At 38.3% G+C, this 26,279-nt stretch carries 30 protein-coding genes, 2 tRNA genes and 1 other annotated feature; of the genes, 20 read left to right on the top strand and 12 right to left on the bottom strand.

The features are described 5' to 3' along the window. The first annotated feature begins 61 nt into the window (after window positions 1-61). Window positions 62-880: a hypothetical protein gene (locus tag M028_RS0126770; RefSeq protein WP_026576593.1), complete on the top strand. Its 819-nt coding sequence runs from the start codon at window positions 62-64 to the stop codon at window positions 878-880. Window positions 881-931: 51 nt separating this feature from the next. Here M028_RS0126770 and M028_RS0126765 read toward each other — a convergent pair whose 3' ends face one another. Further along, window positions 932-1,174, bottom strand: coding sequence for a hypothetical protein (locus M028_RS0126765; protein ID WP_026576592.1), 243 nt, complete (start codon window positions 1,172-1,174; stop codon window positions 932-934). Between the two features lie 95 nt (window positions 1,175-1,269). On the opposite strand from M028_RS0126765, the gene M028_RS0126760 reads away from it, so the two are divergent. Continuing rightward, on the top strand, window positions 1,270-1,548 hold the full coding sequence (locus M028_RS0126760) for a hypothetical protein (protein ID WP_026576591.1): 279 nt from the start codon (window positions 1,270-1,272) through the stop codon (window positions 1,546-1,548). Window positions 1,549-1,579: 31 nt separating this feature from the next. On the opposite strand, the gene M028_RS0126755 is transcribed toward M028_RS0126760, so the two are convergent. Together M028_RS0126755 and M028_RS0126750 are read right to left on the bottom strand one after the other, a co-directional pair. Next, entirely contained in the window at window positions 1,580-2,056 is a 477-nt protein-coding gene (locus M028_RS0126755) for an Hsp20/alpha crystallin family protein (RefSeq protein ID WP_026576590.1), read from the bottom strand. Between the two features lie 63 nt (window positions 2,057-2,119). Next, window positions 2,120-2,599 carry an Hsp20/alpha crystallin family protein gene (locus tag M028_RS0126750; RefSeq protein ID WP_026576589.1) on the bottom strand — a complete coding sequence of 160 codons (480 nt, stop codon included), beginning with the start codon at window positions 2,597-2,599 and terminating at the stop codon, window positions 2,120-2,122. Window positions 2,600-2,795: 196 nt separating this feature from the next. Between M028_RS0126750 and M028_RS0126745 the strand changes: the two genes are divergently transcribed. Further along, complete coding sequence (locus M028_RS0126745; protein WP_026576588.1) at window positions 2,796-3,590, top strand: SDR family oxidoreductase; 795 nt, start codon at window positions 2,796-2,798, stop codon at window positions 3,588-3,590. Between the two features lie 9 nt (window positions 3,591-3,599). Here the strand turns inward: M028_RS0126745 and M028_RS0126740 are convergent, their stop codons facing one another. After that, window positions 3,600-4,967: an MATE family efflux transporter gene (locus M028_RS0126740; protein ID WP_026576587.1), complete on the bottom strand. Its 1,368-nt coding sequence runs from the start codon at window positions 4,965-4,967 to the stop codon at window positions 3,600-3,602. A gap of 235 nt (window positions 4,968-5,202) precedes the next feature. On the opposite strand from M028_RS0126740, the gene M028_RS33475 reads away from it, so the two are divergent. Then, a complete protein-coding gene (locus M028_RS33475) occupies window positions 5,203-5,361 on the top strand; it encodes a hypothetical protein (protein ID WP_197031479.1) in 159 nt (52 codons plus the stop codon). A gap of 82 nt (window positions 5,362-5,443) precedes the next feature. Here the strand turns inward: M028_RS33475 and M028_RS0126730 are convergent, their stop codons facing one another. Continuing rightward, on the bottom strand, window positions 5,444-6,004 hold the full coding sequence (locus M028_RS0126730; RefSeq protein WP_026576586.1) for a GNAT family N-acetyltransferase: 561 nt from the start codon (window positions 6,002-6,004) through the stop codon (window positions 5,444-5,446). Window positions 6,005-6,298: 294 nt separating this feature from the next. Next, a complete protein-coding gene (locus M028_RS0126725) occupies window positions 6,299-7,435 on the bottom strand; it encodes an amidohydrolase (RefSeq protein WP_026576585.1) in 1,137 nt (378 codons plus the stop codon). 286 nt (window positions 7,436-7,721) lie between these two features. Here M028_RS0126725 and M028_RS0126720 point away from each other — a divergent pair, with 286 nt between their 5' ends. The 7 genes from M028_RS0126720 (at window position 7,722) to dapF (ending at window position 12,910) form a co-directional block, all read left to right on the top strand. Then, window positions 7,722-8,045 carry a DUF4870 domain-containing protein gene (locus M028_RS0126720; RefSeq protein ID WP_026576584.1) on the top strand — a complete coding sequence of 108 codons (324 nt, stop codon included), beginning with the start codon at window positions 7,722-7,724 and terminating at the stop codon, window positions 8,043-8,045. Between the two features lie 100 nt (window positions 8,046-8,145). Next, window positions 8,146-8,337: a PLD nuclease N-terminal domain-containing protein gene (locus M028_RS0126715; RefSeq protein ID WP_026576583.1), complete on the top strand. Its 192-nt coding sequence runs from the start codon at window positions 8,146-8,148 to the stop codon at window positions 8,335-8,337. Then, on the top strand, window positions 8,337-9,245 hold the full coding sequence (locus tag M028_RS0126710) for an ABC transporter ATP-binding protein (protein WP_026576582.1): 909 nt from the start codon (window positions 8,337-8,339) through the stop codon (window positions 9,243-9,245). Before M028_RS0126715 ends, M028_RS0126710 begins: the two co-directional genes overlap by 1 nt. Next, a complete protein-coding gene (locus M028_RS0126705) occupies window positions 9,242-10,021 on the top strand; it encodes an ABC transporter permease (protein ID WP_026576581.1) in 780 nt (259 codons plus the stop codon). The genes M028_RS0126710 and M028_RS0126705 overlap by 4 nt, the downstream gene beginning before the upstream one ends. 77 nt (window positions 10,022-10,098) lie before the next feature. Next, window positions 10,099-10,959, top strand: a complete 861-nt coding sequence (locus M028_RS0126700) for a patatin-like phospholipase family protein (RefSeq protein WP_026576580.1) — start codon at window positions 10,099-10,101, stop codon at window positions 10,957-10,959. Between the two features lie 107 nt (window positions 10,960-11,066). After that, window positions 11,067-11,843 carry a hypothetical protein gene (locus M028_RS0126695; protein WP_026576579.1) on the top strand — a complete coding sequence of 259 codons (777 nt, stop codon included), beginning with the start codon at window positions 11,067-11,069 and terminating at the stop codon, window positions 11,841-11,843. Between the two features lie 83 nt (window positions 11,844-11,926). Further along, window positions 11,927-12,910: a diaminopimelate epimerase gene (gene dapF / locus M028_RS0126690; RefSeq protein ID WP_026576578.1), complete on the top strand. Its 984-nt coding sequence runs from the start codon at window positions 11,927-11,929 to the stop codon at window positions 12,908-12,910. 8 nt (window positions 12,911-12,918) lie between these two features. Here the strand turns inward: dapF and M028_RS0126685 are convergent, their stop codons facing one another. Next, window positions 12,919-14,757 (bottom strand): DNA ligase D, encoded by a 1,839-nt coding sequence (locus M028_RS0126685; RefSeq protein WP_026576577.1) that lies wholly within the window; start codon window positions 14,755-14,757, stop codon window positions 12,919-12,921. A gap of 131 nt (window positions 14,758-14,888) precedes the next feature. Here M028_RS0126685 and ku point away from each other — a divergent pair, with 131 nt between their 5' ends. From ku to M028_RS0126665, 4 genes are all read left to right on the top strand, one after another. Beyond that, complete coding sequence (gene ku, locus M028_RS0126680; protein ID WP_026576576.1) at window positions 14,889-15,743, top strand: non-homologous end joining protein Ku; 855 nt, start codon at window positions 14,889-14,891, stop codon at window positions 15,741-15,743. 91 nt (window positions 15,744-15,834) lie between these two features. Next, on the top strand, window positions 15,835-16,785 hold the full coding sequence (locus M028_RS0126675) for a nucleoside hydrolase (RefSeq protein WP_026576575.1): 951 nt from the start codon (window positions 15,835-15,837) through the stop codon (window positions 16,783-16,785). Window positions 16,786-16,991: 206 nt separating this feature from the next. Beyond that, entirely contained in the window at window positions 16,992-17,192 is a 201-nt protein-coding gene (locus M028_RS0126670; protein ID WP_026576574.1) for a cold-shock protein, read from the top strand. A gap of 173 nt (window positions 17,193-17,365) precedes the next feature. Then, the gene (locus M028_RS0126665; RefSeq protein ID WP_026576573.1) at window positions 17,366-17,569 is read left to right on the top strand and encodes a cold-shock protein; all 204 of its coding nucleotides are present in this window, start codon (window positions 17,366-17,368) and stop codon (window positions 17,567-17,569) included. A 37-nt stretch (window positions 17,570-17,606) separates the two neighbouring features. Here the strand turns inward: M028_RS0126665 and M028_RS0126660 are convergent, their stop codons facing one another. The 3 genes from M028_RS0126660 to M028_RS0126650 form a co-directional block, all read right to left on the bottom strand. Beyond that, on the bottom strand, window positions 17,607-17,900 hold the full coding sequence (locus M028_RS0126660) for a DUF6509 family protein (RefSeq protein WP_081810904.1): 294 nt from the start codon (window positions 17,898-17,900) through the stop codon (window positions 17,607-17,609). A 113-nt stretch (window positions 17,901-18,013) separates the two neighbouring features. Next, window positions 18,014-18,106 (bottom strand) — tRNA-Ser (locus M028_RS0126655). Window positions 18,107-18,108: 2 nt separating this feature from the next. Continuing rightward, window positions 18,109-18,182: transfer RNA gene (locus M028_RS0126650), tRNA-Gly, on the bottom strand. A 191-nt stretch (window positions 18,183-18,373) separates the two neighbouring features. On the opposite strand from M028_RS0126650, the gene M028_RS0126645 reads away from it, so the two are divergent. The 4 genes from M028_RS0126645 to M028_RS0126625 all read left to right on the top strand — a co-directional run bounded on the left by M028_RS0126645 (window position 18,374) and on the right by M028_RS0126625 (window position 22,549). Further along, window positions 18,374-19,126 (top strand): DeoR/GlpR family DNA-binding transcription regulator, encoded by a 753-nt coding sequence (locus tag M028_RS0126645; RefSeq protein WP_026576571.1) that lies wholly within the window; start codon window positions 18,374-18,376, stop codon window positions 19,124-19,126. Continuing rightward, complete coding sequence (gene pfkB / locus M028_RS0126640) at window positions 19,123-20,037, top strand: 1-phosphofructokinase (protein ID WP_026576570.1); 915 nt, start codon at window positions 19,123-19,125, stop codon at window positions 20,035-20,037. Before M028_RS0126645 ends, pfkB begins: the two co-directional genes overlap by 4 nt. 11 nt (window positions 20,038-20,048) lie before the next feature. Next, a complete protein-coding gene (locus M028_RS0126635; RefSeq protein ID WP_026576569.1) occupies window positions 20,049-21,917 on the top strand; it encodes a PTS fructose transporter subunit IIABC in 1,869 nt (622 codons plus the stop codon). 242 nt (window positions 21,918-22,159) lie between these two features. After that, complete coding sequence (locus tag M028_RS0126625) at window positions 22,160-22,549, top strand: hypothetical protein (protein WP_026576568.1); 390 nt, start codon at window positions 22,160-22,162, stop codon at window positions 22,547-22,549. A 69-nt stretch (window positions 22,550-22,618) separates the two neighbouring features. Here M028_RS0126625 and M028_RS0126620 read toward each other — a convergent pair whose 3' ends face one another. Then, window positions 22,619-23,524, bottom strand: a complete 906-nt coding sequence (locus M028_RS0126620) for a nuclease-related domain-containing protein (protein WP_026576567.1) — start codon at window positions 23,522-23,524, stop codon at window positions 22,619-22,621. 197 nt (window positions 23,525-23,721) lie between these two features. Here M028_RS0126620 and M028_RS0126615 point away from each other — a divergent pair, with 197 nt between their 5' ends. Next, entirely contained in the window at window positions 23,722-24,522 is an 801-nt protein-coding gene (locus tag M028_RS0126615; protein ID WP_026576566.1) for a DUF2935 domain-containing protein, read from the top strand. Window positions 24,523-24,555: 33 nt separating this feature from the next. Here the strand turns inward: M028_RS0126615 and M028_RS0126610 are convergent, their stop codons facing one another. Next, window positions 24,556-25,839 carry an MFS transporter gene (locus tag M028_RS0126610; protein WP_026576565.1) on the bottom strand — a complete coding sequence of 428 codons (1,284 nt, stop codon included), beginning with the start codon at window positions 25,837-25,839 and terminating at the stop codon, window positions 24,556-24,558. Between the two features lie 182 nt (window positions 25,840-26,021). Next, window positions 26,022-26,278: a binding site (T-box leader), on the top strand. The last annotated feature ends 1 nt before the right edge of the window (window position 26,279 follow it).

Raw genomic sequence — 26,279 nt, 5'->3', positions numbered from 1 at the left:
TATTTTGGTCTTCAGGTAACTCTTTAAATGTAGTTTATATTCCATGGGAATGGGGGGTTACATGAAGAAGACAGCTCTGTTTATATTTTTTATGCTCATCCTCCTAAATGGTCAAGCGGTAAGTGCAGCGGATATCAGTTATAAGATTGAAATGCTCCCTTGGAAAGATGTCAATCATATCTTACCAAAGTACACAAAGTTTATCGTGCTGGATGTGGAGACAGGGAAAAAATTCAAGGTACAACGACGTGCAGGCAGCCATCACGCCGATGTGCAGCCTTTGACTTCAAAGGATACTAAAATTATGAAAAAAATCTATGGGGGGAAATGGAGCTGGAAACGTCGTGCGATTATTGTTATTCATAAGGACCAGTGGATAGGCGCTTCAATGCATGGTATGCCACATGGTGCCGGAGCTTTGAAAAACAATTTTCCAGGACATTTCTGTATTCATTTTTATGGGAGTACGACACATCGGACGAACTCCATGGACTTATCTCATATGTTAATGATTTTAAAGGCATCAGGGAAACTGGATGATTATTTCGAAAAGGCAAATCCATATGAGATCATAAATGCCTATATTGCAGGATTTATACAGCAGGATTCGAAAATTATTTCCACGCCTTCTTTGCAAAAAATTAAGTGGAAACCCGTCCTTACGAAAATTGATGCAGTTAGAATTTCAAGATTACCTATGCTTCCACCTGAGGATTTAACAGAACAAATTAGTTTGGATATTCCGATTGAAATTGATTGGTACATAAAAAATAGAGGAAGACAAACATTTAATGGGCAAATTCATATGGTGCGGTTTTCACCGATTGAGGGATGGAAAATTGATTCAAAGCAATTTATAAAAGATAACTATTTACAATAATAAATAAACACCTTTATAAATGAATAGGACATTTATAAAGGTGTTCTTATTTTAAGGTTGTTGTCCAAATTTAATGAAGGTACGCTCATCTTCGATTAGTCCGCAAGCGCCGCATTGAATCCGGAATTCTGGCCCTTGATATGGGATATGAAAAGGTTCTAATTCTGTTTCACCATATTCTCTTACAACCACACCGGATTGTGGGTCAAGCTTAACCGAGTGTGCTACTTGTTCAATAATATTAAATCGACTTCGATTGGTTTTACAATTTGGACATTTATATGGGGTAGACATACATTTCTCCTTTCAAAAATGGTCCTTTTTATTTTTTACAAAATACAAGGAAATATGTAACAATGAGCATAAGGTTGATGATTGGGGTGAATTAAATGCCAACTGGGTTGGAGTTTTTTGATCGGTTATTGCACGAATATCGAAAGGTTTGGAATAATCGTTTATTAAACGTGAAAAATCAAAATAGTGAGGAAATTTTGAAGGACGCGATAAAAAGAGAATTATTAGATGAAAACTCGCACCCTAGGGTTCGAAAAAACAGATATGAAAAATATTATTCCGCTATCAAAAGATTAGTGGATTCAAAAATTTCCACTGAAACAAAAGTTCATTTAATTGAGGTTCATAATCAAATGATGGATGAATTAAAATAGAAAGACAGCCCATTTGCGGCTGTCTGCGCCTTCATTCTGAAGTAAGTTGATCAAATGTAATGGGAATCGTCTCGACTTCCTCTTTATTGATTGGCATGAAAATAAACAATAATCCATTTCGTATTTCTGTCCGAATTTGAGTTGTTTTAATAGGAAATGGAAGGATTAATTCCTTTTTAAATGTCTGATTTGCTCTTTCCTTAATAAAATATTTTCTTCCTTCCTGTAAGGTTTTAAATACTCCTGCCATCGTCAATACTTGTTGATTGACAGTTATATGAAGATCTTCCTTACACATCCCCGGAATCTCGGCTTCAATCACAAGCACATCATCCGTCTCATATAAATCGCATTTTGGAAAAGAACTCTGTATTTTTGTAAAGGGGCTAATGGAGGGACTCTTTATGACATTTTCAACACTTTTTTCATCAAAGATTTGCTCCCAAAAAGTATCACCTTGAAATTTTTGGGTCAATTCCAGCCATTTTTTAAGTTTATCCATATCCATTCCAACCACCACCTCTAATTCATCATATTTTACTGAAACAAAAACATACCATAAAAATAGATGCTACATTATTTCTGTCACATCAATTTGAGAAAACTGCATATCGATATTTTTGGGAATTCTTACTTCTAGAGTCCCATCCTTATAGTTGGCTGAAGCACCTTTCTTTCGAACAATCGCCGGAAGGGTAATCGTATGTTTATCTTCATATTGGGGGATATGGTCGACAATAAGCTGATTGGAGGTATGGTAAATACGCAGCTGCTTGAGCCATTCCTCACTTTTAATCGGAATCCGCACGTAAACAAAGTCATGTGTTTCAAATGCTGTGGAATTCAATGCACTTGTGGTGGTCTGCTGCTGGGTAGTGCCAGCTGAGGTAAATCCATTAAACATTTCGTTTGGATTCATCATTCCGCGCATGCTGCCGGGTAGTACCTTTCCAATTAGATCCTGGACATAATTATTGATTTCTTCTGGTTTCATGTTTTGCAGGTTATTCTTCATATCCTTATTAAAAGGGAACATATTCCATGGGAACATTTTTTTCATCCTTTCAACTGCCTAAAAAGGGCCTTATTCGTCCTACCACATACTATGCCAGCAAGCGCCTATCCGTTATTAAAACCTGCTTTTCACATTTGAATCCAAAGAGATAATGTTTAAAATTTGCATATATAATCAAATCTTTTTAACATATAGTATAAAGATAAATTGGAAAATAGAGAGGTAATGGTGTGTGAAGAAAAAAACTGCTTTGATTACCGGAGGGGCAACCGGCATTGGAAAAATCACTGCTTTACAACTTGCAGAAAAAGGGTATCAGTTAATCATTAATTATCGAAGCAGTGAGACGGAAGCAAAAGGACTTGTAAAGCAGCTCGAGGAACGTTTTGGAACCGATTGCATGTTACTTCAAGGGGATGTGGCCAAACAAGAAGATTGTATCCGAATGGTTCACCAAGCATTAACAAAATTTTCTTCGATCGATGTTTTAATCCATAATGCAGGGCCATACATACACGAAAGAAAAAAACTAACGGATTATTCATTCGAAGAATGGAATTATTTGTTAAATGGGAATTTGTCAGCTGTTTTTAATTTATCAAAGCTGACCATACCTATTATGAGAAAAAATAAATGGGGAAGAATAATTACAATGGGGTTTGACAGGGTCGAAACAGCGCCTGGTTGGATTTATCGTTCTGCTTTTGCTGCAGCAAAAACGGGTCTAGCATCCTTGACAAGAACGATTGCCATTGAGGAAATGATGAATGGGATTACGGCCAATATGGTAAGTCCAGGGGATATTAGCACCGAATGGAAGGAAAAAACAATTGAACAAGCCTTTTTTTCTGATAATGGTCTTACTCCTGTTGGGAGATCAGGGACAGGTGAAGATATTGCAAGAGTGATTTCTTTTCTTGTCGATGAAAATTCAAGTTTTATAACCGGGAGTATTGTCCCTGTGACCGGGGGAATAGATGTATTAGGAAAAGCATTGAAAGATGAACATAATATAAAAGAGTCCTGACCAAAATCATTAGGACTCTTTTTGTATGTTTGCTCGATTAGCGGTTGTTTGAACCCAAAGTAAACGTAATAAAAGACAAATTGCTCCGACTGCGAGACCCGCAATCAAACCGATCCAATAACCAAAAGCACCAAGCTTAGTATAAACTGCCATTACATAGCCAAGTGGGAGGCCGATTACCCAATAGGATAGAAGAGAGGCTAAGAAGGTAATATTTACGTCCTTATACCCTCGTAGTGCACCTTGGATTGGTGCCTGGATGGCATCAGATAATTGAAAGAATAACGCGTAAAGCAAAAATTTCGCCGTTAATTTTAAAACCACTGGATCTGTCGTATAAATTCCCGCAATATCATAGCGGAATAGCAATAAGATTAATCCGCATAACCCTGCAAGTAAAATCGCGATTCCAACTCCAAGCCAGCTGTATTCCTTTGCATCCTGATCTCTTTTGGAGCCAATTTCAAAGCCGACCAAGATGGTTAAGGCCATGGAGATGCTGAGAGGAAGCATATACAAAAATGAAGCAAAATTTAATGCGGACTGATGGCTGGCGATTGTATTGGTATCAAAAGTACTCATTAGCAAAGTAACAGCGGCAAAAATGCTGGTTTCAAAAAAAATCGAAAAACCAATTGGTATGCCAATTTTTAATATTTCCTTTGATCTTGAAAGGGATATTTTATGAAAATGGCGGAAAATACCAAAATTTGAAAATGGTTGATTGGTACAAATGATGAAAATTGAAATACCAGTAATCAGCCAATAGGTAATTGCTGTTGCAACACCTGCTCCAATTCCTCCAAGTTCAGGGAAACCAAATTTCCCATAAATCAACAAATAATTAAAGACAACATTAATCGGAAGTGAAGTTAAAGTGATGACCATCGTAACACGCGTTTTCCCAAGCGCATCAATAAATGACCTTAATACGTTATAAGCGAAAAGTGGAATCATTCCAAAGCTTAAGGCAACAAGATAGCCATGGGCTACTTTCCGAACATGTGGTTCAAGGCTCATACCGTTTAAAATGGGGTCGAGAATGAGAGCGCCTATAGCGATAACGATAACGGCAATGATTACAGATAAATAAAGTCCTTGAAATACAGAGTGTGCAACCTTATCCTGCTGTTTCGCCCCATTTAATTGCGCAACAATCGGGGTAACGGCCAGCAATATTCCACTTAGACCAGTAAATACTGGAACCCACAGGGAGGATCCTATTGCAACACCTGCCAAATCGGCTGGGCTGTAATGCCCGGACATGGTTACATCAAAAAAGTTCATCGAAAAAAGCCCAAGCTGGGTAATCAGAATCGGGAATAAAATATAAATTAATTGTTTTAACTTTTGCTTCTTTGTAAAGGTTTGTTTCAATTTTTAGTTTCTCCATCTTCTTTAGGTTACAAAGAGTTATTATATCATGGAACCTTTTAGAGTGGTTTACAAAGATATCGTTAAAAAGTAGTTTTTTCAGGCTAAAAACATACCCAATGTACACAGGATATACAAACTGCTTTTACAATTTTTTGAACAATTTGATTACAGGGAATGAAAATGGATTTTTTTGTGGATAATAGTTGTGTATCATCTATGGAAAGGAGCAAAGAAAATGAGCTTTAATATTAATCGCATTAATCCTAATCAAACCCAGGTATTTTTTCATGATGGTCGTTTTGAAACGTTAACAAATGAGGAATTAGAAGAATTTTTGCTCCAGATGGGTATAAGTGAAGTAGATGAAACACTTGAACAAAGCGTAACAGATTAACTTAAGTTAGATGATGACTATGCACCCAAGGGCGCTAGTCTTTTTTCTTGTAAAAAAAGCAATCGGCTACCGCCGATTGCTTTTATGCTTCCAATAAATGAGTGGAATCTGTTTGAAGAGAGTCGTTTCTCATTATATAGAAGGTATATTGATCTTTTGGAATTTCATATAAATCGTAAACCTCACCATTAGCATTTAATTGCTCATACAGTGATTTTCGTGTTTCATTTGCTTTTATGACATATGGTAGTTTTTCCGCTGCTTTAATCGAACGGATATTGATCTTGCGGATGCGCATATAAATCGTTTCAATTCCCATTTCGTAGAAAAGCTCACTGAAAAAAGCCTCTTTCGCAGGATTATTATACCCTTTTCCATGATAAGGTTTACCTAGCCAAGTTCCCAAAAATCCGGCATTTTCTTCAATATCAAATAGATTAATTGTACCAATAGGGGAACTCCATTCATCAAGAATAGTGCGGGAGATTAATTCACCACGTTCTTCAGCTTCAATGGTTTTCTTTGTCACGAATAAGAATTCGTCATAGGATGCTGCTTTCTGACGAACAAAAGGGAAGACATCTGGATGCGTCATTAGTTCATAAAGTGTGTGGCTGTCGTGAAGATCTCTTTTCTTCAGCATGAATATCCCTCCATTAGGGCAATCCGATCCCATGTCAAAAGAAAACGGCCCACCCTCGAAATTTTTTATTAGAATTGCTAAAAAATTTCGGGGTGGGAATCGAACCCACTAGAACCAGTAAACTGGTGGCGCACCATTTGCCTTCCCTATATCATTTTTTTTGAAAAATAAAGATTAAAATTGTCCCCCAAATTCAAGTTACCATTAGTATCATCAAAAGTATGATACCATAAAAAAAACCGAAAAATAAATAGGTTTTTGTTTGTTTTTTTACTGAAATTTTTTGCCAATTTTCTACAAAGTTTTTGCCTCTTCGAAAACCATTTCTCCACCTATCATTGTCCATTTTGGTTTTGCTAGATAATGGAAAGGATGGTGGCTCCATAATACAAGGTCAGCATCTTTTCCTTCTTCAATACTTCCGAGACGGTCATCAATTTTTAAATTTTTTGCCGGAAAAATCGTAATCCCCTCTAATGCTTTTTGTTCCGGAAGACCTTCTCTTACTGCAATTCCTGCACAAATATTCAAATATTGAATCGGAGTATAAGGGTGATCTGTGGTAATGGAAACTTCTACCCCATTATTGGTAAGTTCCTGATAGGTTTTCCATGTTTTATTTTTTAGTTCAACCTTGGACCTCCTTGTTAAGGTTGGGCCAACGGATACCTTTAGGTTCATCCCTGCTAATTCATTTGCAATTAAATGCCCCTCTGTACAATGCTCAATTCTCAGATCCAGATTAAATTCTTCCGCAAAACGGGTGGCTGTAATGATATCGTCCGCCCGGTGGGCATGGATTCGAACGGGGATCTCCCTTTTCAGTGCCATGACAATGGGTGCAATCCTTAGATCTTCTGGGTTATCAGCGTAAATGGCCTGATAAAATGCTTCACGGAGCTTGCCCATGATGCCCATCCTAGTAATGGAGTCACTATTTCCATGGCTATGGATTCTTTTTGGGTTTTCACCTAGAGCGATTTTTAATCCCGCAATCTCTTGAATAAGCATTTTTTTAATATTTTTGCCAGTTGTTTTAATCACCGATGTGGTCCCTCCGATGATATTTGCGCTTCCCGGCATAATATGAACGGTTGTAATCCCGCTCCGAACAGCATCCGTAAATGCGGCATCTAGTGGGTAGGCACCGTCGAAAGCACGTATATGCGGGGTTAGGGCTTCTGCTGTTTCATTCGCATCGTTTCCCGCCCAGCCCGTACCTTCGTCATAAAGTCCAAGGTGTGTATGGACATCAATAAAACCTGGTAAAAGATAGGCATTTCCACAATCAATTATTTTAACTTCCGAATCGGTGATGATATGCTGGCCAACTTTAGCGATTTTTCCATCTTCAATTAAAACGTCCCCTGAATGAATAGGGTTGGCGGTAATCGGATATACCGTTGCATTCTTCAAAAGTATTTTCGTCATATTTAAACCTTTCTTCCTATATTTCATGTATTTAACTATTTTACCAAGCCGTATATTTTCCGAAAAGTTAAAAATGTTCCGAGCAATAACTTTTATTCTTTTATATGCAAAAAAGCCCAATTTTGAAACTTGTGTTCATTAAATTTCTTTTTAGGTTATTTTGCCCGTGTACTCTGTTAGCAAGCCTGAAAATAATAAGCGGATTTTACCAGAAAGAATGAAATCTTTTCCAAAATAGAGCGTACTTATAAAAGAAAGAATTTTTTAGGGAGAGGGAGGTGCTTAAATGGTTAAAAGTGAAGAAAGGCTCTTGGCAGCAGTTCTTTATATAGTTAGTTTTATTTTTCCGATTATTGGACCATTAGTCATTTGGTTAATCAAAAAAGACGAATCATCCTTCATTGATTATCATGGGAAAGAGTACTTTAACTTTTTTATTTCCTATACCATTTATTGTATTATAGGCGGGATATTAACAATCATCATTATCGGTATTATTGCTTTGTGGGTTTTAGGGATTGCAGCGGTCGTCTTTACCATCATAGCTGCTATAAAAGCGTACGAAGGTCAAGAATACCGGTTTCCATGGATCTTTCGGTTAATTCAATAGAAAAATTTTTCAGAACCTGGTATAAATATTTGCCGGGTTCTGAAACGTTTTTCTAGGTCAAACGTCATATATATATAAACAGAAAAAAGGGGGAGATAGCATGGCAAATATTAACTGGGCACTTCTAGCGCCTATTCTGGTGATTGAGTTAATTTTAGTAATCGTTGTATTGGTGGATATCATTCGTATTGAAAAAACCAATGGACCTAAGTGGCTTTGGGTATTGCTAAGTTTATTCTTTAATCCTATTGGACCGATTCTTTATTTTGTAATCGGAAGGAGTAAAAGCTGATGTCCCTTATTCAAATTACAGGATTAAAAAAGAGTTTCCAAGGGAACGAGGTAATTAAAGGTCTTGATTTTCATTTAGATAAAGGAAAATGTATTGCCCTATTAGGCCCAAACGGCGCAGGGAAGACCACGACGCTTAGGATGTTAGCGGGCCTAATGAAACCGACTTCCGGGACAATAAACTTTTCTGGTGCGAAAAAAGATGGAGATATCCGTCATATCATTGGTTATCTTCCTCAATTTCCAGTTTATTATGAATGGATGAGTGGTCTTGAATTCCTTCGGTATGTTGGGAAATTGGGGGGCTTAACGAATAAAGAAGCAAAGGAACATTCACTTGAACTCCTTGAGCTTGTTGGGATTTCAGATGCAAAAAATCGAAGGGTAGGCAAATATTCAGGGGGAATGAAACAGCGCTTAGGCATTGCACAGGCCCTTATCCATCGTCCGCAGATGATCATGCTCGATGAGCCTGTTTCAGCACTGGATCCGATTGGGCGAAGAGAGGTGCTGGATTTATTGGAAGGGCTGAAAAGAGAAACCACCATCCTTTTTTCCACTCATATTTTAAATGATGCGGAAGAGGTTAGTGATGAGATCCTGTTTTTACATAATGGTCTAATTGTTGAATCCGGAACCATGGAGGAATTAAGGGAACGCCATCAACAGTCTAGAATTGATTTGTTTTTCAAAGGAAAGGCCGAGCCATATGCAGATGTTTTTTGGATAAATCCGAACACTAAAACAGTCTCCATTGAAGGCAATCGACTAAGTGTAACCGTGAACGATATTGAAAAAGCTAGACAAGTCTTTCTAAAAGAAATTTTGGAACAAAACTGGCCGCTTGAAAAATTTGAAATCAGCAGCATGACGCTTGAAGATGTGTTTATGAAGGTGGTGGGAAAATGAGCCAATGGATTACGCTCCTTAATAAGGAGCTATTAGAAATGTGGAGAAATTTCAAATGGATTTGGGTGCCAATCACGTTTATTCTGCTAGGTGTGCAAAAACCGTTATCCTCTTATTATTTGCCGCAGATTCTTGACTCATTAGGGAATCTGCCAGAGGGAGCAAAGATTGAAATTCCAAAACCATCCGCACAGGAGGTATTTGTTAGTGGTTTAAGTGAATATTCCTCCTTAGGAGTGTTAATTATTGTTCTAACGACAATGGCGCTAATTGCCGGTGAAAGAAAAAGCGGCGTAGCTGCCATGATTTTAGTTAAACCGGTTTCATACCGCTCTTTTGTAACAGCGAAATGGGTGGGGGCGCTCCTACTAATATGGGTATCTTTTTTTATCGGTTCGGCTGCAACTTGGTATTATACCGGGATATTATTTGATTGGGTCGCAGCTGGCGAAGCCTTTCAAGCATTCTTTTTTTATGGTCTATGGTTTACCGTAATTTTAACCATCGCCTTGTTTTTTAGTGCAGCTCATCTCGTTCCTGGTGTGGCTGGTTTTGTCTCGCTTTTGGTCGTGATTATTTTAAGTTTGGTATCAAGCTCTCTTTCCGATTGGCTGGAATGGAGCCCAGCAATGTTAACAAAATATGCGAACGATTTAGTATTAATAGGCAAATTATCGGATTATACTCTGCCGGCATGTTTGCTCGCGATTGCAAGTATTCTCATTCTTCTAGCCTTAAGTATTTTTATTTTTCGAAAAAAAGAGCTGGCAGCATAAGAGGCATTTCAGTTTTCAAATTCGTCCTAATATGACAGAATAAACATGATAAAAATAGAGGAAAGGGACGAAGCAATGTGTTAAATGGAGTCGGTTTGGTTCTTGAGGGCGGGGGAATGCGTGGTGTTTATACGGCGGGCGTTCTTGAATACTTTTTAGAAAATCAATTATTTTTTCCTTATGTAATCGGTGTCTCTGCAGGGGCGTGTAATGCAGCATCTTATTTGTCAAACCAAAAGGGAAGAAATAAGACCGTAACAATTCAGTATGCTTCGGATCCGCGATATATATCTTGGAGAAATTATTTTAAAAATCGTCAGTTTTTTGGAATGGATTTTATCTTCGATGAAATCCCCAATCAACATGTTCCCTATCATTATGATGTCTTTTATAACGGTCCCTCTGAATTTGTTGTGGGAGCAACCGATTGCTTAACAGGGGAAGCGGTTTATTTCAATAAAAGAGATTATGGCCAAGAACTACTGACTGTTTTACGGGCATCGAGTTCGCTTCCATTTATTGCACCTGAAATAACCTATCAAAATAAAATTTTGCTTGATGGTGGAATTAGCGATCCAATTCCAATTAAAAAAGCACAATCAGATGGCTTTAAGAAAAATATTGTGATTCTTACAAGAAATATGGACTATCGGAAAAAGCCTTCGAAGTTCCATTTCCTTGTTAACCGAAAATATCCTGACTATAAAGGGCTGCAAAGGGCTTTAAGGGATCGGTATCGAATGTATAACGACACTCTCGCTTTTTTAGAAAAAGAAGAGGAGAAGGGAAATGTTTTTATTATCCGGCCATTAAAGCCGCTCCAGGTAGGCAGAATGGAACGAAATCCAGTGCGTTTAGAGGAGTTATATAACCAGGGCTATGAGGATGCCAAAGCATTAAGCGGGAAAATAGTAAAATATGTGCAATCAACTAATTAAGAGACTTTTGCGGGTCTCTTTTTTGATTTAAAGAGGAAATCTTCTATCATTTTTCTTAGAATTATTTAATAGACTGATATAAGAGGAATGGATAAGGAGTTTTCATAATGAAAATAGATAAATATTATCGCGAATCTGCTAGCATCAGTCTAAATGGTAGCATCGCTGCACTAGTACCCGCATTTCTAATTATAATAATAGATCTTTCTTTTTTTCAGAACAAGAAAATGATGCTGTTAACCATCCCCTTTCTCATTTACAGCTTCATCAGCTTTCAAATCTATTTATTCAAGGTAAGACAAGCACTATTAATAAAGATAAACTTGTTGAAATCCAGCAGTTTCTACCATTCCATTTTTGAAACGGGGCATTTATTAGCCGTTTATTTACCGAAGCGGTTGCAGCTCTATTTTCCCGATGGAAACCTAGCAGGAGAGATCAAAAAATACCGAGGCAAGAAATTTGATTTTCCAGTCTTTTCAAAAATATATGCCCTAAACGATATGAATCATCAATTAATTGGGATTTATAAGGTTAAAAAGGGTAAATACAAAAAAATTGAGGTATTTGACCGAAACAAAGTTTATCAAGGATTTTATCAAATCCGGAAATTGAATGCTCGAAAATATAAGAAGGAACTTTTTGACGCAAATGAAAGGTTCATTGGAGCAGTAGAAGGTGCTTCCCTTTTTATGGATGAGAAAATCATTAATTCAGCTAACCACCAATTGGGACGTTTGCGCAGGGGCTGGATGCCAGTGGAATGGAGTGATTTATTTCCGGAGCCAAATACACCGGTTCTTTCATTTGCGGAAGGCATTTCAGAAAGTGACAAGCTTTTACAAATGTCTTTTCTCATAAACGAATATTTTATAGAAAGATAATTAGCAGGTTTAAGTTCCCTTCCCTACCAGAATTTGATACTATAATGAATAAATGCAATTACGTGATGCTGGAGGGTTTTAAAGTGCAAATCAACTTAATTAAAGGGCACGGTTCAGGTAATGATTTTCTTTTAATCGATGAGATTTCTAATTCCTATACATTTTCTGAAAAGGAAAGGGCCGATTTGGCAAAGGTTTTATGTAACCGAAACTCTGAACTCGGGGCAGATGGAATTCTATTCATGTTGAAAAGTGAAAATAAGGACGGAAGAATGAGAGTTTTTAATTCAGATGGTTCGGAAGCCTCGATGTGTGGAAATGGACTTCGTCTTGTTTCCCGTTATATTTGTGAGATGCGGGATCAGAAGGAAGCGAATATTGAAACAATGAAGACCGACTTAAAGGTGAGCAAAAAGAAGGATATTTTCCCGGATGTAACAACGTATCAAGTAGAGATCTCTCCTGTTTCATTTTTATTGGAGGATTTACCTTTACAATTAGATCAGCCTGACTTACGAAATAAAAAAATTCCAGAGTTATCTCACGAATTAACCTTTACTGCCTTAGCAGTTCCCAACCCGCATTTAATTACGATTGTAGAAACAGAGCAAATTCAATCAGATCTTCAAAAAGATCTCAGCGAAAAGGTAAATGGGCCGAATGTTTTATTTCCTGATGGAGTCAATGTAAGCTTTGTAAAAGCCTTGGACAAAGGGAATATTTATGTGAGGACGTTCGAGCGGGGAGTTGGTTTTACCAATGCCTGCGGAACGGCAATGTCTGCCTCCACCCTAGTTACCTGCTTGAATGGGTTAAATGATTTTGAAAAGGCCGTAAATGTTTATAATAATGGTGGTAAGGTTCAATGTGTGGTTCATGAAAACAACGGAAGTTACCACATTGATTTAATTGGTAATGCAACGTATCTTTATACTGCTTCTATTGATGTAAATTTTGCTGAGGAAACATTTACAGTAAACTCTAAAGAAGATCTTGGAGAACAGGCAGCATACGAAAAACTTCAGTCAGAAGCACAGGCGTTTTTGGATGATATCATGAAAGGATAAGGGTTCCCTTATCCTTTTTTATTATTCTTTAGAACATCGAGAACTGGTGCAAAGGGCTGTACTGGTTTTGTAGAAAAATAGGTTCGAAACGGGTCCCCTTCTTTCCGAACCCGGGTTAAGGCGGTTTTCATTGTAAATTGCGCCGATTCAAGCTTCTCGTTTACTTCATCCCAGTAAAGTGGTGTGGCTACACCGCCCCGTTCATTTCCTCTCATCGAATAAGGGGCAACAATCGTTTTCCCTTCACCATGCTGGATATAGTCTACATATAAGCGATTCCCGCGGTTCTTTTTCATTCGCTCGATTGTAAACGAATCAGGGTCACGTGATATTAAGTAGTCGGCAATAAAGCTCGTGAACAGCCTTGTATCATCATAGGTAAACGTATTTTCAGGTAAAGGAAGGTAAATTTGCAAGCCCTTATTGCCTGAGGTTTTAATAAAGCCAATCAGGTTCAATTGATCGAGGACTTCCTTGATAAGTAAAGCGGCTTTTACTGCTAAATGAAAATCATCCTTTGACGGTGGGTCTAAATCAAAAACGATTTCACTTGGCCCTTTGCTGTAAATGGTTTGAAACGGAATATGAAATTCAATGGCCAATTGATTCCCAAGCCAGATTAGTGTTTTAAGATGATTACAAAGGATATAGTCAATATTTTCATGTTTAAAGGTTTCCACAAATTCGGGAGCATAATCGGGACAATTTTTTTGGTAAAAAGGTTCCCCGAACATTCCGTGCGGGTAACGAATAACCGTCAAGAGCCGGTTTTCCAAAAAGGGCAGCATATAGGGGGATATTTCTCTTAGGTAAAGAATAAAATCTGCCTTTTGAATGTTTAGCTGATCCCAAAGCGGTTTATCCGGGTGTGAAATGTCTAAGTCCTCCGGAAGATTTTTTTGTTGAAATAAAAACCGGTCATTGGTACAATCTGCAGGCTCTAAGTCAAAGCGGAACCGGTCAAAATGCGGCTCACGGAGCTGTCCATCATATAACTCTAAATATTTGACCTCAAGGCAAATGGCTGGTTCTACATAAACAAACTGCTCATCTTCCTTTATTTTATTTTGTTTAATTGTTTGTTGAAGAGCCTGCTTCTCCTCCGGTTTAAACCCAAAAAGGACCTGACCAATCGGATGAATCTTTTTGTCCTGATACACTCCTACGTAAAAGTACCCATTTGTTTTTTCTAAAGAGGTGATAAAACAGCTCACATACTTCCAATTTTTATACTTCAGCCACTGGATTGAACGCTTTCCCTCTTCCCATAGGCTGTTTTGCTGCTTAGCGACAATTCCTTCGCCATCAAAAAGAACAACTTTTTCCCAAAGCATCTCAAAATCATCATAGGCTTTAACGAGCTGCACTAACTGATTGGAGTAAGGATCAGCCTCTTGAATAAAGTGGAGCTTCTCAAACAATTTTATTAGTTCTTTTTTTCGTTTCGTAAAAGGCTCCGCATGAAGGGGTTTCCCTGATAATTGAAGTGCATCAAATATCATCAGCTGGCAAGGTGCATTTTGTGCCTGTACGCTAATTTTCTTTTCTGACTTTAACCGTCCGCGTACTTGAATGCCAGAAAAATTAGCTTTGCACGGATTTTCCAATAATACAAGCTCCCCATCCAGCTGCAGTGGTAAAAAGGGTTCAAATTCACGTTGGTATTGCATTAAAAATTCTTCTATTTCCGGGAATTGTGGAATGAGGGGCTTGCCATTTCTGCTTGTTAAAGTTATCCCCTCTGTATTCCACTCCAATAATGCACGGAATCCATCATATTTCACCTCGTACAGCCAATCAGGATGGACGGGACGATCAAATGTCAGACTTGGAAGCATCGGTTTCATCTGTAATGGTCCCTTCTTTTTAGCTTTATTTTGTTTCAAAAAGACTCTCTTCATCCTTTTCCAGTTGTTTATAGGAATGACAGGTTTGTCCGTTTAGCAAAATAACAGTAAAAAGAATGGAGAATCAGTATATGCATACGATGTGGAAGGGAAGTATCAGCTTTGGGCTCGTGAATATTCCCATAAAGCTCCATACGGCAACAGAGGATAAGGATATTAAGCTTCGGACTCTTCATAATAAGTGTCATGCTCCAATCAGGTATGAAAAAATTTGTACGGTTTGCGAAGAAGAGGTCAAACCTGAGGATATTGTCAAAGCCTATGAATACACAAAGGGAAAATTTGTCGTCCTGGACAATGATGACCTTGAAAAATTACGAAAAGAAAACGAAGATAAAGCGGTCGAAATTATTGATTTTGTCAAAATGGAACAAATTGATCCTATTTATTTTGATCGCAGTTATTATATGTCTCCAAATGAAGGAGGCGGTAAAGCTTACTCGTTATTACGTAAAGCCCTTCATGAAACCGGAAAGGTTGGACTGGCTAAAATTGTGATTCGCTCGAAGGAGCAAATGGCCGTGATAAGGGTGTATGAAAATACATTGGTTATGGAAACCATTCACTATCCTGATGAAGTTCGAAATGCAAGTGATGTCCCTAGCGTTCCATCAGAGGATAAGGTCACGAAAAAGGAATTGGACACCGCCATTATGCTCATTGATCAATTAACAACTGATTTTACTCCTGAAAAATATACAGATGAATACCGAACAGCCCTATTAGAATTGATTGAGTCCAAACGTATGGAAAAAGAAACTGTGGTGACGCCTGCTGCCAAAGAGTCTCCATCAAACGTTACCGATTTAATGGCAGCCTTGCAGGCATCAATTGATCGCACTAAACCGGAAAAAGCCCCAGCACCAAAGAAAAAAGCTGCTGCCCCAAAGAAAAAGACCGTTTCAAGAGTGAAAAAAGAAGCATAAGGAGAAATTGCCGATTTGAATGCAAGTCAAATCGGTTTTTTTTCATGTAAGACAGGTAGAGGAATACAATAGATAGAAAAGGGGTGAAATAATGGTTCATGTCCTGATGATTACTGATCCCGGAATCGATGACTCTTTTGCAATTATGTATGCCCTGCTAAATCCGAAAATTAATCTTGTCGGGATTGTCAGCGGCTATGGAAATACTCCGAAAGGGATTTCAATTAGGAATACAGCTTATTTGTTAAATTTAGCAGGAAGAGAAGATATCCCGATAATCGCTGGGAGCGCCGGCCCATTATCAGGAGAACCAGTCCAATATTACCCCGAGATTCATGGGAAGGAAGGGTTAGGCCCTATAAAACCTCCTGACAATATAAAAAATATAAAGGTATATGATTTTAATAAAATTATAGAGATCATTAAGCAATATAGCGGCAATATCGTGATTGTCTCTGTAGGAAGGCTGACAGAGCTTGCATTGATGTTTATTTTATATGGGAACAACGCGCTAAAAGACGTGACAGCTTTTTATATAATGGGAGGGGCTTTTTTAGTCCCGGGTAACATAACAGCTGAAGCAGAGGCGAATTTTTATGTAGACCCAATTGCAGCCAACTCCGTAATGGAAAAAGCCCATAATGTTTATTTATTTCCCCTGAATATTACCAATCGTGCTATTATCACGCCTGAAGTAATTCATTTTCTATCAGAAAATAGCCCAACACCATTTCGCCCGCTATTAAAACCAGCATTTGATTATTATTATCACGCTTATCAAAAAAATGTTCCTGGTATTAAAGGGGCACCACTTCATGATGTGGTTCCGCTTATGGCTCTAGTTAATCCTGATTTTGTCCAGTACATTCCGCGAAGAGTGAGGGTAGAGGAAACTGGTCCGGCAAAAGGGAAAAGCATTGCTGATTTTCGCCCAAAACCTGATCCTGAACCAATTGAATCTCTTGACCAAATCGGCTTAGATGCTGATTTTCAAAAGTTTGTTGTTCAGTTCATGGAGGTTTTTCTCCGGGGAAATGAATGACAAGTACTTTTATAAAATTTGACTTTTAAAGGAAAATAGTATACTATTAAATTACGCTTTAAGTTCGTTAATATTTATTGGATTAAGTAGTCGTAGCTACACGAACTGTGGGTGATGTCTATTGCCCCAATTTGTGAGGTTATGGCTTTTCTATATTTAAATGTAAAATTAACTTTAAAGTGAACAATATGTTGGGGGTAAGATCCATGAATAACGGTAAAGTTAAATGGTTTAATGCAGAAAAAGGTTTTGGATTTATTGAAGCTGAAGGCGGTCAAGACGTATTCGTTCACTTTTCTGCAATTCAAACTGAAGGTTTCAAAACATTAGAAGAAGGCCAATCGGTTTCTTTTGAAATTGTTGAAGGTGCTCGTGGACCACAAGCAGCTAACGTAAAAACAGTTTAATCTTTTAAATAAAAGGTGATGCTCGTGAAATGCATCACCTTTTTATCTATATCCTAATTCTAAAACCTATTGATTGGGAATAGAATACAAGGATGCATGTTTTTTGATTTTGCTCTAGGGCTTTTTTATTTGGAAACTTTTTGGACGATAATAAGCGCAAGGAGTGAAGAATTTTGGCTTTCGGCAGAAGAAATGATGTGGAAGTAAAATTAGAAGAAACAAAGGTTTGGGAATGTACTTCGGAAAATTGTAAATGCTGGATACGCGATAATTTTAAAAGCAGTGAAGTACCACTTTGCCCAATTTGTAAAAGTGAAATGAAACAGGCAACTAGAGAATTACAGGTTATCCATAACCATAGTAAAAACTTTATGTAAAATATAAAAAGCAGGGGGTTTTCGCCCCTGCTTTTTATTATTCCCCAATATTTTCTTTGCAATAGGCGATAACTAAAGCTTCCTCGTCTTCTTCTAAGGCAAAATCGAGAACTTTCTCTGTTCCTCTTTCGTAAAAATGATAATTCGTGATTTTCTCCTCATTTTCATCCATTACGAAGATTACCCTTAAGCCTATCCCTTTTTCCGAATAAAGTTCATCCTCTTCATCAATTTCTAGTTGAAGGAAAAATTCATAGCGATCGCCGGAAAGTAGACCAAATGGATCTTCAAGTTTTTCAACTGTATGATCAGTAATGTTCAAATTTATCATCCTTTGCTTATGTATAAACTCTTTCTTATTATACACAATTTTTTATAGAACTAAGATTCCGTGATTAATAAAAAAAACACTTTATTTTAAAGTGTTTATTGAAACAATATGTATGGAGGGGAAGATGAGATTCGAACTCACTCGGGCGGTTGCCCGTCCTAGCGCATTTCGAGTGCGCCCCCTTATAACCACTTGGGTACTTCTCCATTGGAGCGGGTGACGGGAATCGAACCCGCACCGCCAGCTTGGGAAGCTGGAGTTCTACCATTGAACTACACCCGCAAATCCCAATAACATCAGAAATTATACCACAATATTTTATTTCCATCTAGTTTTTTGCAAAACAATCATTATTTCTCTCAAAAACATGCAATAGCATTCAAGAAATGATTGTTTTTGATAGAAAGTGATTGATTTTTGCAATCGGTTTCAGTAATATAGAATCAAGAACAATAATTATAGGTGGTGATGACTTGTTAACACCAGAACGTCATCGGCTGATTTTACAACTTTTAAAGGAACAGAATATCGTTAAAATCCAGGAGATTGTGGACCTTACCAATACATCTGAGTCAACAATCCGACGCGATTTATCACAATTAGAGAAGGAAAAACAATTAAAAAGAATTCATGGCGGTGCATCAAGACTGCAAGGAAAGCTGCAAGAACCGAGCATGATTGAAAAGTCAGCCAAAAACCTTCAAGAAAAACGGAGAATCGCCCAATATGCTGCAAGTTTGGTAGAAAAAGGCGACTGCATTTATCTTGATGCCGGGTCAACAGTTCTTGAAATGGTAGAATTCTTAAATCTAACTGACATTGTTGTCGTTACAAATGGTCTAACTCATTTAATGCCATTACTAAGTAAAGGAATTCCAACCTATTTAATTGGGGGATTTGCAAAGCTAAACACAAACGCAATTATCGGCAGGGGAGCATTAGCAAGTCTTGATCTTTATCGGTTCGATAAATGCTTTATGGGGGTAAATGGAATCCATTCGCAGTTTGGTTTTACAACACCAGATCAAGAAGAGGCAATGGTGAAACATAAAGCCATTTCTCTCTCAAGAGAAGCATACGTCTTAGCAGACGACTCCAAGTTTTCGGAAGTTGCCTTTGCAAAAATAGCCGATATCTCGGAGGCTGTGGTGATAACCAATGATCTTGACGATGAAACCCAAACACAATATAAAAATAGAACTACAATAAAGGTCGTGACAGCATGATTTATACATTAACCTTAAACCCTTCAGTTGATTATATCGTTCAACTTGAAAGCATTCAGTTAGGAGAACTGAATCGAACAACAAGGGAAACAAAGTTTCCTGGCGGTAAGGGAATCAATGTTTCCAGGGTTTTAAGCCAATTAGGTCAAACAAGCAGGGCTTTAGGCTTCAACGGTGGTTTTACCGGAAGATACATTGAAGAATATCTGCAAAATGAAAAAATAGAAACGGATTTTATCAAAGTAAACGAAGATACTCGAATCAATATTAAGTTGAAAACTGGTGACGAGACCGAAATCAATGCGAACGGTCCAAGGATTTCCGAAGAAAATTTCAGAGAATTAAGGGAGAAAATTACCCATTTAACTGAAAAGGATCTATTGGTCCTCGCGGGAAGTATTCCTTCGACAATGCCAGTGACCACATATGAAGAGTTGGTAAAGATTTGTAAGGAAAGTAAGGCTGAATTTGTTGTTGACGCTGAGGGCGACTTGTTAAAAAAAGTTCTTCCTTACCAACCATTTTTAATAAAACCAAACCATCACGAGCTTGGCGATTTATTTCAAACTACTCTTTCAAGCTGTAAAGATGTCATCCCATTTGGAAAGAAGTTAATTGATATGGGGGCTAAAAACGTGATTGTTTCACTTGCGGGTGAAGGGGCTGTTTTTATAAATAACGAAATGGCCCTCATTGCCGAAGTGCCTAAAGGCGTGGTAAAAAATTCGGTTGGTGCCGGAGATTCAATGGTGGCAGGCTTTTTGGCTGAATATCAAAAAACTTCGAGTGTGAAAAAGGCATTTCAATATAGTGTTGCCGCAGGCAGCGCAACCGCCTTTTCACTCGGCTTGTGTACAAAAGATTTAATTGAAGAACTCCTTGAACAGGTAAAAATTAGAGAGATTAATTAGGAGGAGAAGCTATGAAAATTACAGAATTGCTCACAAAGAATACTATTCTGCTAAATATAGATGGCCAGGGGAAAGAAGAAGCTATCGACCAACTTGTTGATGTGCTATTTAAGGCCAATAAAATTACGAACCGTGAAGAGTTTAAGGCAGCCATTCTAAAACGTGAAGAGCAGAGTACAACGGGAATTGGTGACGGGATTGCGATCCCTCATGCGAAAGTAAAAGCGGTAAGAGAAGCAGCCATTGTTTTTGGTAAATCCACTTCCGGTGTAGATTATCAATCATTAGATGGACAGCCTGCCCATTTGTTCTTTATGATTGCAGCACCAGAAGGCGCGAATAATACCCACCTTGAAGCACTTGCACGCCTTTCAGGTTTATTAATGAAACAGGAAGTACGTGAAAAGTTACTTCATGCTGTTTCTGCTGCTGATGTCCTTGAGGTTATCAATTTTTATGACCAGGAAGATGAAGAAGAACAAGATGTGTCAAATAAAAAGAATGCCATTGTAGCGGTTACGGGATGTCCCACGGGGATTGCCCACACTTATATGGCAGCTGATTCTTTAAAAGCTAAGGCAGCGGAAATGGGTGTTGACATCAAGGTTGAAACCAATGGTTCCGGTGGAGCGAAGAATGTTTTAACAAAAGAGGAAATTGAGAATGCCGTAGCTGTTATTATTGCTGCTGACATCAATGTGGAAATGGAAAGATTTAAAGGTAAGCATGTGATTCAGACGGCCGTTGCCGATGGTATTCGCAAGCCGCAAAATTTGATTGAGCGTGCTTTAAAGCAAGATGCACCAGTTTATTCGGGGAATGGCGGCAAAAGTGAGAATAGCGGTGCCGATTCAAGTGGAAGAAAAGGCTTCTATAAGCATTTAATGAATGGTGTTTCCAACATGCTTCCATTTGTTGTTGGGGGCGGTATTTTAATCGCTATCTGTTTTATGTTTGGCTATAACTCGTTTAAACCAGATGATCCATCCTATAATAAAATTGCCGAAGCATTGATGACCATCGGCGGTGGAAATGCATTTGGTTTAATTGTACCTGTTTTGGCTGGTTTCATTGCACTTAGCATTGCCGATCGTCCTGGATTTGCGCCTGGTATGGTTGGCGGTATGATGGCAGCATCAAGCGGCGCTGGTTTCCTTGGCGGGATGATTGCAGGTTTCCTTGCGGGTTATGTTGTGGTTCTTTTGAAAAAGGTATTTGCTGGTCTTCCACAGTCATTGGAAGGAATTAAAAGTATTCTGCTCTATCCTTTATTTGGGATTGGGATTACCGGATTTATCATGCTCTTTGCAGTCAACCATCCGGTTACCTGGTTAAATAAAGAAATTACTCATTGGTTAACAGGTCTTGGAACAGGAAATGCTGTTTTACTAGGAATTGTGTTAGGTTTGATGATGTCGTTTGATATGGGTGGCCCGATCAATAAGGCAGCCTATGTATTTGGTACCGGGTTACTAGCGAACGGTGTCTATGAGCCAATGGCAGCGATTATGGCAGCAGGTATGGTGCCGCCGCTTGGTATCGCGATTGCAACGACACTATTTAAGAAGAAGTTTAATAAGGAGGACCGTGATGCAGGTAAGGCTTGTTATGTAATGGGTCTATCTTTCATTACGGAAGGAGCGATTCCATTTGCGGCAGCAGACCCGCTTCGTGTAATTCCATCTGTGATGGTAGGTTCAGCAATTTCAGGTGCGATGTCTATGGCGTTTGGAATCGGTCTTCGTGCACCGCATGGCGGAATCTTCGTAGTTCCATTAGTTGAAGGCGGGGCACTTCAGTACGCATTAGCGATCTTTGTTGGTGCTGTTGTGACGGCTGTGTTACTTGGGATTCTAAAGAAGCCTGTGAAGTCTGAATAGTGAATGTAGAGCCGGCAGCGGGGGTGCTGCCGGTTTTTTGTCGTTTGAAAGAAAGATGGGGAAAGATTCAGGGGATGAAGGACAAAAACGGAGGATGGCGGTGAAAACGTCCTTCATAAAGGAGATGAAGATCGAAATGCCAAGGAATCCGAGAAAACGTCCTTCATAAAAAGGATGAAGGACGAAAAACGAAGGATATTCGAGAAAACGTCCTTCATAAAGTGGATGAAGGACGAAATGCCATGGATACCCATGAAAACGTCCTTCATAAAGGAGATGAAGGACGAAATGCCAAGGATATCCGAGAAAACGTCCTTCATAAAGAGGATGAAGGACGAAATACCATGGATATCCAAGAAAACGTCCTTCATAAAGAGGATGAAGGACGAAATGCCATGGATACCCATGAAAACGTCCTTCATCAAGGAGATGAAGGACGAAAACCGGAGGATAGCCGTGAAAACGTCCTTCAACAAGTGGATGAAGGACGAAAACCGGAGGGTCCCCGTAAAAACATCCTTCATAAAAGGGATGAAAGACGAAAACCGGAGGATAGCCGTGAAAACGTCTTTCATCAAGCGGATGAAGGACAAAAAGCTAAAGATACCCATAAAAACATCCTTCACCAATAAGATGATGAACAAAAACCTAAAGAAGACCTTTAAAATCATCTTCTTCAAGCTGGTCAATATATAATTCTTCTACTCAAAAAAAGTCCATTGATGAACCCCTTGAACCTGTAGATATTTCCCCAAAATCTTGCAAATTCTCTTCTTCGAAATCACACCCCCACACCAATAAAATAGCTCGTTCGTGGTAATTTTCCGAAGTGGAAATAAAAGCTTGAGTTCCTCAACATAGCGTAATACAGCAATTTCAGCTGTCTCGCTACATCCGCAATCATTACATAATAAACGGTGTCCTTGCGGAGACATAAAAAAAGAGTTACATACTTTACATATTGGCCCCATTATTAACGGAGCATTTTGATAGGATGGTAATTTAATCAAGGACAACTTATCGAGATGCATTGCTGCCAATTGGCTTGCAATCTTCATATGCCACTGATTTATCTTGGATGACTTCGTATCTAGTTTTTTCATAAACCGATTAATCTGAGGTGAGAAAATGAACGGCAATTCTGGAGGGGCATTATATAACAAAAACTCGGGGTTAATAAAAACAACATGTCCTTCAATTGGGAGATTATATCCAAGATTCTTCAAAAGTTGCCGAAGGAGGACCTTACTCCGTTTTAGTTGGTCTAAAGGATTTTGAATAGTGTTTCCTGAAACACTACGGAAATTTTCAGGGTCGTAAATATAATCGCCTTCATGATTCTTCACCTCAAAAAAATGTAAAGTTTCTTGGAAAATAAGAGAGGAATCAATCTGAAATTTTGTGTTTCCTACTTCCAATAACAAATCATTTAAAATAAGTGGTTTACTATTCAGTTTTTCAGTTAACAAATCGAACTTAACTTCACCCTCAAAACCTTTTATGAGGCTTGAAAGGTACCTTTTTTCATCAGCCGTGAGTTCCATCCGTCCATTCAAAATTTTAAATCTTTTTAAATCATCTGACTCAATTCGCGCTTTAAAAGGCATACTTCGCTCCTCTCTGATTGTAAAAAAACCAATACTATTAAAAATACAACCTTCACATCTTTTCTTTTAATGCTTCAAGTAAATTTTATCTAAAAATCTTTCACTCCACAGGAAGAAATATGAATCCTTTGTTAACATTTTTTCAAGAAAACGGAATAAACTTTTAATTGGATTTTTAATAAGGGGGAGAAGAAGATATGAACGGTGTTTATGAGAGAACCGCCAGATTCGAGCATCGGTTTTGGCTGCAAATATTAGGTGATCATTCCCGATTTATCCACGAAGCATTAGCTCCTGTAGAAAAAAATGAAATTCAAATTGCATCAGAATTTAATCATTCATTTGATAATCTTCTTGAACAAGCTAAATCCGCGGATATTAACCAATTAACTGAAAAGGCAGAAACTGAAACCCTTAGGCTGCGCGACTTTAAGCTGAATTTAATCAAAAGACATCTAACTAGTAAAATAAAAATCCATTTATCGCCATCTTTTCTAAATCACATGGTAAATGAACTTGAGGAATATGTGCGGATTTTAAAACACTTAAAGTCCCAAGAAATCCCCCCTATCTACCACGAACTGCACCATCATCTCGTATGGATATTGGATGCTGCAGGGCATGCGAGCGCGATTTCCTCCAACCTGGATAGTGTGGAAAAAAAGTTAAAAGAAAAAAGTGATTCTTATACAAAGCATTTTGAAGATTTTTACCTAAAGGCAGTTGAAATGGCGGGTTTTCTAAGAACACAACTCACCAATTATCCGGCATTAGAAAAATTAAATTCAGATGTAACATTAGAAATTAAGTTATTTCAAAACTTCCTTCAAGAAATTGAAGAACTCGAATTAAGCGCCCAGGCTTTAGGTACTTTCTCTCCGTTAATGGCGGACCATATGTTTAGGGAAGAATGTTATTACCTAATGAAATTGGCGGAATCAACAAATGTTGATAAACCAAACTGTGACCCGACCAAGCCTCGATTAAAGGAAGACTGATAAAATAAAAAACGCTGGAAAAAATTCCAGCGTTTATTTCTGCCCCTCCGTCTCCGGCTTAATCGCCATTAAAGCAACAATTGCAGCAATGATACTTAGCCCGCTTAGCAAAATAAAAATCCAATGATTGGACTGCTTCATGAGCAAGGCAATCAGTGGAGGACCGGCAGCCACCCCAATAAATCTCATCGAACTATAAATCGAGGTAATCGTTCCACGTTCTTTTTTCTCAATTCCTTCGGTAATTAAAGCATCCAAACACGGAAGCCCTGCACCAATCCCTACTCCGCTAATTAAAAACATCGTAATCATGAACCATAACTTGATCGAGAACCAAAGGGCGGCAATGGACAAAGCTGCTGCCACAATTCCGCCAAACGTTAACCATTTCATTAAAACTTTATTTTCTTTAATGATTTTTCCTGAAATAAAAGATGATAAGCAAAGGGCGCCAAGTGGTAATGCTAAAAAGAACCCTTTTTTCAAGTCGTGAATCCCATATTCTTTTTCGAAAATTTCCGAAAGATAAAACAGAATTCCAAATAGAATAAGCATTAAGATTCCGCCAATAAAGAAAATGGCATATAACCATTTTCCTTCCTGGGTAAAGGTTTTCTTTACATTTTGGAAAAATTGTTTAAACGGAATTGGTTTTTGAGTTGATTTAGGACACTTAACTAAAAATATCATGAGAATCACGGAAATCCCGCAAAATAACGGAAAAGAGAAAAATGGTAAAAACCAGATAAAACCGGCTAAAAAAGCTCCCAAAATCGGACTTAACACCTTCCCAAATGTATTGGATGTTTCAATCAGACCGAGGCAGGTGCTGACGTCATCGTCATTTTTAAACATGTCTCCTACTAGTGGCATGACAATGGGTGCTGCACCTGCAGCACCAACCCCTTGCAGGGAGCGCCCCAGTAAGATGAGCCAATACGCATTGTCAAATTTCCAAGCGGCCCATCCTGAAATTATTCCGCCAATACCAGCAATGATGAGGCTGGGAATAATGACTTTTTTTCTGCCGATGTGATCGGACAAGTAACCTGCGACAGGTATTAAAAAAATGGCAACGATTGAGTAAACCGTTATAACCATACTCGTTTGAAACGAAGAAATATTTAATTTTTTTTCCATTGCAGGCAAAACAGGTATTAACATGGAATTCCCTAATGTCATCACCAATGGAATGGAGGAAAGAGAAACAATGGCCCACTTTTGCTTAGATATTTCACCAGATTTATTTTTTCCGGCCGATGATGATTTCTTTTTCACTGCCCGTGGACTTGGGCAAATTTGCTCGATATGTTCCATTACCCTTCTATCCCGCCTTCATAATGTGCTACTGTTAATATTGGCTTATTTGAGCCAAAATAATTAGGAACCCAAAATCCTTTAAATGGAATTAGACCTGAGATTCAATTTCGAAAATTCCAAAATTGATGGTTGACAAACGGTTGGAAAGTGATTATCATTAAAAACAATTAATAAAGATTGATACGGCATTGATGAAGAGTAGTAACTTTTACGGATTCTTTAGAGAGCTGATGGATGGTGCGAATCAGTGTAGACGTAATGGTGAATGGACTTCTGAGCCCCAAACCGAACCCCAAAATGGCGTAGTAGGCTTTGGCGGAAATCTCATCGTTACATGAGACAGATATTCAAGCAGTTTTTAACCTGCTTCGATATCGGTAAAGTGAGCTAATTTTTTAGCTAATAAAGGTGGCACCACGGGTCTCTCGTCCTTTTTG

This window comes from Bacillus sp. UNC438CL73TsuS30 (assembly GCF_000482325.1).
Classification (GTDB): domain Bacteria; phylum Bacillota; class Bacilli; order Bacillales; family Cytobacillaceae; genus Neobacillus.
The sequence above is the reverse complement of the archived record's forward strand: the minus strand, read 5'-3'. Positions and strand labels throughout refer to the sequence as shown.

Bases quoted from the DNA above. Each gene is read 5' to 3' on its own strand.
- M028_RS0126770 (WP_026576593.1), top strand. From the start codon at position 62: ATGAAGAAGACAGCTCTGTTTATATTTTTTATGCTCATCCTCCTAAAT.
- M028_RS0126765 (WP_026576592.1), bottom strand. From the start codon at position 1,174: ATGTCTACCCCATATAAATGTCCAAATTGTAAAACCAATCGAAGTCGA.
- M028_RS0126760 (WP_026576591.1), top strand. From the start codon at position 1,270: ATGCCAACTGGGTTGGAGTTTTTTGATCGGTTATTGCACGAATATCGA.
- M028_RS0126755 (WP_026576590.1), bottom strand. From the start codon at position 2,056: ATGGATATGGATAAACTTAAAAAATGGCTGGAATTGACCCAAAAATTT.
- M028_RS0126750 (WP_026576589.1), bottom strand. From the start codon at position 2,599: ATGTTCCCATGGAATATGTTCCCTTTTAATAAGGATATGAAGAATAAC.
- M028_RS33475 (WP_197031479.1), top strand. From the start codon at position 5,203: ATGAGCTTTAATATTAATCGCATTAATCCTAATCAAACCCAGGTATTT.
- M028_RS0126730 (WP_026576586.1), bottom strand. From the start codon at position 6,004: ATGCTGAAGAAAAGAGATCTTCACGACAGCCACACACTTTATGAACTA.
- M028_RS0126725 (WP_026576585.1), bottom strand. From the start codon at position 7,435: ATGACGAAAATACTTTTGAAGAATGCAACGGTATATCCGATTACCGCC.
- M028_RS0126720 (WP_026576584.1), top strand. From the start codon at position 7,722: ATGGTTAAAAGTGAAGAAAGGCTCTTGGCAGCAGTTCTTTATATAGTT.
- M028_RS0126715 (WP_026576583.1), top strand. From the start codon at position 8,146: ATGGCAAATATTAACTGGGCACTTCTAGCGCCTATTCTGGTGATTGAG.
- M028_RS0126710 (WP_026576582.1), top strand. From the start codon at position 8,337: ATGTCCCTTATTCAAATTACAGGATTAAAAAAGAGTTTCCAAGGGAAC.
- M028_RS0126705 (WP_026576581.1), top strand. From the start codon at position 9,242: ATGAGCCAATGGATTACGCTCCTTAATAAGGAGCTATTAGAAATGTGG.
- M028_RS0126695 (WP_026576579.1), top strand. From the start codon at position 11,067: ATGAAAATAGATAAATATTATCGCGAATCTGCTAGCATCAGTCTAAAT.
- M028_RS0126685 (WP_026576577.1), bottom strand. From the start codon at position 14,757: ATGAAACCGATGCTTCCAAGTCTGACATTTGATCGTCCCGTCCATCCT.
- ku (WP_026576576.1), top strand. From the start codon at position 14,889: ATGCATACGATGTGGAAGGGAAGTATCAGCTTTGGGCTCGTGAATATT.
- M028_RS0126675 (WP_026576575.1), top strand. From the start codon at position 15,835: ATGGTTCATGTCCTGATGATTACTGATCCCGGAATCGATGACTCTTTT.
- M028_RS0126670 (WP_026576574.1), top strand. From the start codon at position 16,992: ATGAATAACGGTAAAGTTAAATGGTTTAATGCAGAAAAAGGTTTTGGA.
- M028_RS0126660 (WP_081810904.1), bottom strand. From the start codon at position 17,900: ATGATAAATTTGAACATTACTGATCATACAGTTGAAAAACTTGAAGAT.
- pfkB (WP_026576570.1), top strand. From the start codon at position 19,123: ATGATTTATACATTAACCTTAAACCCTTCAGTTGATTATATCGTTCAA.
- M028_RS0126635 (WP_026576569.1), top strand. From the start codon at position 20,049: ATGAAAATTACAGAATTGCTCACAAAGAATACTATTCTGCTAAATATA.
- M028_RS0126625 (WP_026576568.1), top strand. From the start codon at position 22,160: ATGGATACCCATGAAAACGTCCTTCATAAAGGAGATGAAGGACGAAAT.
- M028_RS0126620 (WP_026576567.1), bottom strand. From the start codon at position 23,524: ATGCCTTTTAAAGCGCGAATTGAGTCAGATGATTTAAAAAGATTTAAA.
- M028_RS0126615 (WP_026576566.1), top strand. From the start codon at position 23,722: ATGAACGGTGTTTATGAGAGAACCGCCAGATTCGAGCATCGGTTTTGG.
- M028_RS0126610 (WP_026576565.1), bottom strand. From the start codon at position 25,839: ATGGAACATATCGAGCAAATTTGCCCAAGTCCACGGGCAGTGAAAAAG.